This is a genomic window from Comamonas sp. FG99 (assembly GCF_057808605.1).
Genome location: NZ_JBMDII010000074.1, coordinates 1 through 8064, shown reverse-complemented (window position 1 = coordinate 8064; position 8064 = coordinate 1). Strand labels below are relative to the sequence as shown.

At 70.7% G+C, this 8064-nt stretch carries 8 protein-coding genes; all 8 read left to right on the top strand.

Features of this window, described 5'->3' with window-relative positions:
- Positions 1 to 183 precede the first annotated feature (183 nt).
- Complete coding sequence (locus ACODRX_RS25640) at positions 184 to 1401, top strand: MFS transporter (protein WP_488874377.1); 1218 nt, start codon at positions 184 to 186, stop codon at positions 1399 to 1401.
- 289 nt (positions 1402 to 1690) lie between these two features.
- Positions 1691 to 2467, top strand: a complete 777-nt coding sequence (locus ACODRX_RS25635; protein ID WP_488874376.1) for an SDR family oxidoreductase — start codon at positions 1691 to 1693, stop codon at positions 2465 to 2467.
- Between the two features lie 15 nt (positions 2468 to 2482).
- On the top strand, positions 2483 to 3013 hold the full coding sequence (locus tag ACODRX_RS25630) for a cupin domain-containing protein (protein ID WP_488874375.1): 531 nt from the start codon (positions 2483 to 2485) through the stop codon (positions 3011 to 3013).
- Positions 3014 to 3180: 167 nt separating this feature from the next.
- Entirely contained in the window at positions 3181 to 4020 is an 840-nt protein-coding gene (locus ACODRX_RS25625) for an alpha/beta fold hydrolase (RefSeq protein ID WP_488874378.1), read from the top strand.
- An 18-nt stretch (positions 4021 to 4038) separates the two neighbouring features.
- Complete coding sequence (locus tag ACODRX_RS25620; RefSeq protein ID WP_488874374.1) at positions 4039 to 4869, top strand: IclR family transcriptional regulator; 831 nt, start codon at positions 4039 to 4041, stop codon at positions 4867 to 4869.
- A 14-nt stretch (positions 4870 to 4883) separates the two neighbouring features.
- Positions 4884 to 5693 (top strand): SDR family oxidoreductase, encoded by an 810-nt coding sequence (locus ACODRX_RS25615; RefSeq protein ID WP_488874373.1) that lies wholly within the window; start codon positions 4884 to 4886, stop codon positions 5691 to 5693.
- Positions 5686 to 7377 carry a thiamine pyrophosphate-binding protein gene (locus ACODRX_RS25610; protein ID WP_488874372.1) on the top strand — a complete coding sequence of 564 codons (1692 nt, stop codon included), beginning with the start codon at positions 5686 to 5688 and terminating at the stop codon, positions 7375 to 7377. Before ACODRX_RS25615 ends, ACODRX_RS25610 begins: the two co-directional genes overlap by 8 nt.
- 16 nt (positions 7378 to 7393) lie before the next feature.
- Positions 7394 to 8064: aspartate dehydrogenase (locus ACODRX_RS25605; RefSeq protein WP_488874371.1), on the top strand; the 671-nt coding region annotated here is incomplete at its 3' end.

Genomic DNA, 8064 nt, shown 5'->3' with positions numbered 1-8064 from the left:
TTGCTCGGCCCCACAAAGCCAGGCCGAGCAAAGCGACGGCCCGTGTGCTTGGCCCACCCCATTTGGCTGGCCGCAGCTTCGGCTTGCTAAGTGAACGGCATTCGCCCCTGAGCTGAGGTTGCCTGCGCGACTGTGCCCGGCCGCCGGGCCCGGCACAATGGCGCGCGCATCCGAAGAACACCCATGCCCGCCACGTCCATAGCCGCGTCCTCCGCCGCCCAGCCCTCGATACTGACCACCTGCAAGCTGGGGATAGGGCAGACGCTGTCGTGGGGCTCGGCCTTCTACCTGCCGGCGATCCTGGCCGGGGCCATGGGCGAGAGCCTGGGCCTGCCGGCCTCGCGCGTTTTCGGCGCGTTCTCGCTGGCGCTGCTGGTGGTGGCGCTCACCGGGCCGGTGGCGGGGCGGCTGATCGACCGCTGGGGCGGGCGCCCGGTGCTGATGGCGACCAACCTGCTGTTCGCGCTGGGCCTGGTGCTGCTGTCGCGCGTGCAGACGCCGGCCCAGCTGTTCGCGGCCTGGTTGCTGCTGGGCGTGGCCATGGGCGCCGGGCTGTACGAGGCCGCGTTCGCCACCGTGGTGCGCCTGTACGGCAAGACGGCGCGCGGCGCCATCGTGGGCATCACCTTGTTCGGCGGCTTTGCCAGCACCGTGAGCTGGCCGGTCACCACCTGGCTGCTGCATGCCGTGGGCTGGCGCCATGCCTGCCTGTTCTGGGCCGGCGTGCAGCTGCTGGTGCTGCTGCCGCTGCACGCCACGCTGCCGCGCGCCCAGCCCCGGCCGGCGCCGGAAATCGCGCCGCAGGCTGAGCCGCAGGCGGGTGGGGCGCAGCTGCCGGCGCCGTCCTTCGTGCGCGCCCAGCTGGGCACGCTGGCGCTCATGGCGCTGACGTTTGCGGCCGTGTGGTTCATCGGCACCTCGATGATGTCGCACCTGCCGCGGCTGCTGGCGGTGAGCGGCGCGAGCGCCACCGCCGCGGTGGCGGCGGCCGCGCTGGTGGGGCCGTCGCAGGTCGTGGGCCGGATCGCCGACTATGCCTTTTTGCGCCGCGCCCATCCGCTGTGGTCGGCGCGCATCGCGGTCATGGCCTATCCGCTGGCGGCGCTGGTGCTGGCGGTTTTCGGCGCGGCCGGGGGCTGGGGCTATGCGGTGGCCTTCGGCCTGGGCAACGGCATCATGACCGTGGCCATCGGCACCTTGCCGCTGGCCATGTTCGGCGCGCAGGGCTACGGGCAGCGCCAGGGGCTGCTGATGGTGCCGGCGCGCGTGGCGCAGTCGAGCGCGCCTTTCCTCTTTGGCCTGGCGCTGGAGCGCTGGCGGCTCGGCGCCCTGTGGGTGCTGGTGCTGGCGGCGGCCACCGCCGTGGCGGCGCTGTGGTGCCTGCGCCCCAGGCAGGCCTGAGATTTTTCCCTAGGATTTACCCTTGGTAGCCATCGCCGCGTGCCGGTGGCCGATGGCTGGGCTCACCGCCGGCCGTCCTCCGATTCGATAGCGGCCCGTGCCCTGCCAGTGGCGCTTGGCGGCTGATTTTCCCTTGTACGACAAAGGCTTTGGCATGCGCCCGGTGTAGCTGCGCCTGGTGCTTGCCCGAATGCAGTCCTAGGGTTTCCCCTATTTTGTGGTCTCTGGAGCGGATCGGTACACTTGCGTTGTTTCATGAATTAATCACTGTTTCTCAGGTGAAACGCATATGAACCTCACTCCCATGCCGCAGATTGGCCAGTTGCAAGGCCGTCGCATTCTGGTGACCGGCGCCGCGCGCGGTCTGGGCTTCGCCTTTGCCCAGGCGCTGTGCGAGCACGGCGCCCAGGTGGCGCTGGCCGACCTGCGCGACGACCTGCTGCCGCAATCGGTGGCGGCGCTGCAGGCGCGCGGCTTTACCGCGGTGGGCATCCGCGTCGATGTGTCCGACCCCGCCTCGGTGCAGCAATGCGCCGAGCAGGCGGTGCGCGAGCTCGGCGGGCTGGACGGCCTGGTCAACAACGCGGCGGTCACCGATTCGGGCGGCCGCGGCATGGACGACATCGAGCTGCACAAGTGGGACCAGGTGATGAGCGTGAACGTGCGCGGCACCTGGTTGATGACCCGCGCCTGCCGCCCCGCGCTGCGCGCCAGCGGCCGCGGCGCAGTGGTTCACCTGGCTTCGGATACCGCGTTGTGGGGCGCGCCCAACCTGATGGCCTACGTGGCCAGCAAGGGCGCGGTGATCGCGATGACGCATGCCATGGCGCGCGAGATGGGCGCCGACAACATCACCGTCAACGCGGTGGCGCCGGGCCTGGTGCTGGTCGAGGCCACGCAGTACGTGCCCGAGACGCGCCACCGCCTCTACATCGATCAGCGCGCGCTGCAGCGCGAGCAGATGCCCGAGGACGTCGCGGGCGCGGTGGTCTATGCGATGTCCGATGGTGCCCGTTTCGTCACGGGCCAGGTTCTTGCCGTCAACGGCGGCTTTGTCATGAATTAACGCAAGGAGCGAACGATGAGCGAACAGCAAAACACCCCCCGCACCTGGGACCGTCCCGAAGGCGCGAATTTCAAGGACTGGATGGAGTCGCGCGTCGCGCGCTTTTCCACGCGCAAGTACGACTGGAATGCACTGAAGTTCCAGGCCGACTACGACCCCAAGTTCCGCCGCGCGCAGATGCGCTACATGGGCACGGGCGGCACGGGCGTCTCCGCCGACATGAACACGGTGCCGGCAGAGCACTTCACCTTCTCGACCATGGTGATTCCCGCAGGCCACGAAGGCCCGCCGCACATCCATATCGACGTGGAAGAGGTGTTCTTTGTGATGCGCGGCAAGCTCAAGCTGGTGCTGACTACGCCCGAAGGCGAGCGCTACGAAACCGTGCTCACCGACCGCGACCTGGTGTCGGTGCCCCCGGGCGTGTACCGCGAAGAGATCAACATCGGCGACGAAGACGCGCTGATGTGCGTGATGCTGGGCGCCAAGAAGCCGATCACGCCCACCTACCCGGCCGACCATCCGCTGGCCAAGATCAAGCGCTGAAATGGAACACCCCCCTGTGTCGCTGCGCTCCATCCCCCCGCTCTCGCGCTGCGCGCGGGCAGGGGGACGCAGCCCTCGCTGCGGGGCGGCCCTTGCTTGGCTGCCTTGGCTTGGGGCGTGCCGGTATCTGGGACCGTGGGTGGCACATGACGCAATGGATGACTGACATGCACTGGAACGAAAGCCTGTACGCCAAGGAACGCGAGATGGATGCGCGCTTCGCGCAGCGCAGCGTTGCGCTGCCGGGTGGCGGCCTGCTCTCGCTCAGGGAGCGCCCGGCTGCGGGCACGCCCGCGCTGACGCTGGTTCTGCTGCATGGCATCAGCTCCTCCGCCGCGTCGTGGTACGACGTGGCGCTGGCCCTGCCGCCCAGCCTGCGCGTGCTGGCCTGGGATGCGCCGGGCTATGGCGCCAGCACGGCGCTGGCCACGGCCACGCCGGTCAACACCGACTACGCCGACCGGCTGCGCGCCCTGATCGCCAGCGAAGTCGCCGGCCGCTGCGCGCTGGTGGGCCATTCGCTCGGCGCGCTGATGGCGGCGCCCTGCGCGGCGCAGGCCGCGGGCCTGCTGCTGGTCAGCCCCGCTGGCGGCTATGCCCTGAGCGAAAAGCGCGAGCAGGTGCGCGGCGAGCGCCTGGCTGCGCTCGAGCGGCTGGGCGTGGAAGGCCTGGCGCAGCGCATAGACCAGCGCCTGCTCAGCCCCGCGGCCGGCGCGCAGGCCCGCGAATGGGTGCGCTGGAGCACGGCGCGCATGCATGCCAATGGCTACCGCCAGGCGGTGAACATGCTGTGCGACAGCGACCTGGGCCGCGATGCGCCCCTGCCGGTGCCGGCCTTCGTGGCCGTGGGCGAGCACGACGTGGTCACGCCGCCCGCGGCATGCGAGCGCTGGGCCGGCGTGTACCGGGCGCCGTTCACGCGCATCGCCCGGGCCGGCCATGCCAGCCCGGTTGAAAACCCGGCCGCGGTGGCCGAATGGATCGAAGATAGGGTCTTCTCGCTTTGATTTGAACCAGGACGCGCAATGACACAGATTTCCACCCCCGAATCCGGCTCCGACAAGTACATGGTGCCCGCGCTGGAGCGCGGCCTGCGCCTGCTGCAGGAGTTCGGCCGCGACAGCCGCACGCTCGGCGCCCCCGAGCTGGCGCGCCGGCTGGAGCTGCCGCGCGCCACCGTGTTCCGCATGCTCAACACGCTGGAGAGCATGGGTTTCCTGGAGCGCGTCGACGGCGGCAACGAATACCGCCTGGGCATGGCCGTGCTGCGCCTGGGCTTCGAATACCTGTCGTCGCTGGAGCTGACCGAGCTGGGCCAGCCGGTGATCGCCCGGCTGTGCGACGACATCGGCTACCCCTGCAACATCGTGGTGCGCGACAACCGCTCCATCGTCTACGTGGCCAAGGTCACGCCGCCGCGGCCGCTGGCCAGCGCGGTGCACGTGGGCACCCGCCTGGCGGCGCATGGCACGGTGTTCGGCCGCGTGCTGCTGCTGGATTTTTCGCTCTCCGAGCTGCGCACGCTCTATCCCGAAGAGCACCTGGAGGCGTTCTCGCCGAGCACGCCCAGGACCGCGCTCGACCTGTTCAACCTCATCGAGGCCGACCGCGAGCGCGGCTACGTCTTCGGCGAGGGCTTCTACGAGACCTCGATCTCCACCGTTGCAGCGCCGGTGCGCGACCACAGCGGCCGCATCGTGGCGGCGCTGGGCTCGACCATCCCTTCGCTGCACACCGGCCAGGCCCGGGCCGCCGGGGTGGTGGAGCGTGTGCGCTCGGCGGCCGGCGAGCTGTCCGAGCTGCTGAACTACCGCCCGCAGGCCCACAGCGGCGCGCGGGTGCTGTCCATCCGCTGAAAGGAATTTTTCAAATGGGTGCTTTCCAGATCAAGGATGCGGTGACCGTGGTCACCGGTGGATCGTCCGGCATCGGCCTGGCGACGGTGGAGCTGCTGCTGGAGCAGGGCGCGGCCGTGGCCTTCTGCGGCCGCAGCGAAGAGCGCCTGCGGGCGGCCGAGGTCGGCCTGCGCCAGCGCCACCCCCGGGCCCGGCTGCTGGCCGCGGCCTGCGACGTGCTGAGCGCAGACGAGGTGCAGCGCTTTGCGGCGCAGGTGCAGCAGGCCCTGGGGCCGGCCGGCATCCTGGTGAACAACGCCGGCCAGGGCCGGGTGTCCACCTTTGCCGACACCAGCGACGAGGCCTGGAGCCAGGAGCTGAACCTGAAGTTCTTCTCCGTGATCCATCCCACGCGGGCCTTCCTGCCGCAGCTGCAGCAGCATGCGGGCCAAGGGCGCGATGCGGCCATCGTCTGCGTGAACTCGCTGCTGGCCGCGCAGCCCGAGCCGCACATGGTGGCCACCTCGGCGGCGCGCGCCGGCCTCAAGAACCTGGTGCGCTCCATGGCCACCGAGTTCGCGCCCAAGGGCGTGCGGGTCAACGGCATCCTGGTCGGGCTGATCGAGTCCGGCCAGTGGCGCCGCCGCTTCGAGGCGCGCGACGACAAGTCCCAGGACTGGGCCGCCTGGACCGGCGCGCTCGCCACCAAGAAATCCATTCCCCTGGCCCGCCTGGGCCTGCCACGCGAGGCTGCGCAGGCCATCGCCTTCCTCGCCAGCCCGCTGTCGTCGTACACGACCGGCAGCCATATCGATGTTTCCGGAGGTCTTTCACGCCATGCCTAATCCTGCCCAAATCACCGTCGGCGCCGCCGTCGCCGAGTTTCTCGAACACTGCGGGGTCAAGGCCGCGTTCGGGGTGATCTCCATCCACAACATGCCCATCCTCGACGCGATGTTCGCGCGCGGCAAGGTCCGCTTCGTGATGGCGCGCGGCGAGGCCGGCGCCGGCAACATGGCCGATGCCTGCGCCCGCTCCACCTCCAGCCTGGGCGTGTGCATCACCAGCACCGGCCCGGCCGCGGGCAACATCGCCGGCAGCCTGGTCGAGGCCTACACCGCCGGCACGCCGCTGCTGCACATCACCGGCCAGATCGAGACCCAGTACCTGGACCAGAAGCTGTCGTACATCCACGAGGCGCCCGACCAGCTGAGCATGCTGGGTGCAGTGTCCAAGGCGGCGTTCCGCGTGCGCAGCGCCGAGACCTGCCTGTCCACCCTCAAGGCCGCCGTGCAGGCCGCCATGACCGCGCCCACCGGCCCGGTGAGCGTGGAGATCCCGATCGACATCCAGCAAAGCGTGATCGACATGCCCGGCGACTGGTCGCCGCTGCCGGTGCCGGTGCTGGCCCCGAGCGCAGCCGCGCTGGATGCGCTGGCCGACACGCTGGCCAAGGCCAAGCGCCCGCTGCTGTGGCTGGGCGGCGGCGCGCGCCATGCCGGCGCCGCGGTGCGGCGCCTCAAGGCCCTGGGCTTTGGCATCGTCACCACCGGCCAGGGCCGCGGCATCGTGCCCGAGGACGACCCCGCCTCGCTCGGCGCCTACAACATCCAAAAGCCCGTCGAAGCCTTCTACCAGCGCTGCGACGCCATGCTGGCCGTGGGCACGCGGCTGCGCAGCAACGAGACGCTGAAGTACGAGCTCAAGCTGCCGCGCCCGCTGCTGCGCATCGACGTGGACGCCGCCCAGCAGGGCCGCTGCTATATCGACGACGGCTTCGCCTGCGGCGACTCGGCCCTGGCCCTGAACGGCCTGGCCGACCGGCTGGAGGCGCGTGGCTACCGGGCCGACCCCGAGCTGCTGGCCGACCTGCGCCAGGTGCACGGCGAAGTGGTCGCCACCATGCGCGACGGCCTCGGCCCCTACGGCGCCTTGGTGCAGCAGCTGCAAAAGGCGGTGGGCCGCAACTTCAACTGGGTGCGCGACGTGACCGTCTCCAACAGCACCTGGGGCAACCGCGAGCTGCGCTTCTTCGAGCCCAACGCGGGCGTGCACGCCACCGGCGGCGGCATAGGCATGGGCATGCCCATGGCCATCGGCGCGGCCGTGGGCGCGGCGGTGAGCGGCTCGGGCCGCAAGACCCTGGGCCTGGCGGGCGACGGCGGCTTCATCCTGAACCTGGGCGAGCTCGCCACGCTGGTGCAGGAAGAGTGCGACACCCTGATCGTGCTCATGAACGACCAGCGCTACGGCGTGATCCAGAACATCCAGGACGCCTCCTACGGCGGCCGCCGCTGCTACGTGGAGCTGCACACGCCCGACTACGCGCAGCTGTGCGCCTCGATCCAGCTGCCCCATGCCCGCGTGCAGAACCTCGACGAGCTGCCCGCCGTGCTGGCCTCGGCCTGGACGAAGAAGGGCCCCTTCCTGCTGGAGATCGACATGCGTGCCATCGGCAGCTTCAAGGCCACGTTCTCGGGCCCGCCGGTGAACAAGCTCGACCAGATTCCGGCCACCAAGACCCAATAAGAAGAGGAAGCACGCCATGCAGATTGCCCTGATCGGCTGCGGCGCCATCGGCACCGCCTTGCTGGAACTGGTGCAGGACGACGCCGCCCTGCAGGTCGCCGCCATCGTGGTGCCGGCCGAAGGCGCCGAGGCGGCGCGCGCCGTGGCCGCGCGCCTGGCCCCGGCGGCGCAGGTGGTGCAGGCCGTGCCGGCCGCAGGCATCGAGCTGGTGGTGGAGGCCGCTGGCCATGCCGCCATCGAGCAGCATGTGCTGCCCGCGCTGCGCCGCGGCCTGCCGGGCATCGTGGCCTCGGTGGGCGCGCTGTCCGCGGCCGGCCTGCCCGAGCAGCTGGAGGCCGCGGCCCGCGAAGGCCGCACCCAGGTGCAACTGATCGCCGGCGCCATCGGCGGCATCGACGCGCTGGCCGCCGCCCGCATCGGCGGGCTGGCGACGGTGCGCTACACCGGCCGCAAGCCGCCGCGCGCCTGGAAGGGCACGCCGGCCGAAACCGGCCGCGACCTCGATGCGCTGGCCACCGAGACGGTGATCTTCGAGGGCACCGCCCGCGAGGCGGCGGCGCAATACCCGAAGAACGCCAACGTGGCCGCCACCGTGTCGCTGGCCGGCCTCGGCATGGACCGCACCCTGGTGCGCCTGATCGCCGATCCGGCGGTGCATGAAAACCTGCACCAGGTCGAGGCCGAAGG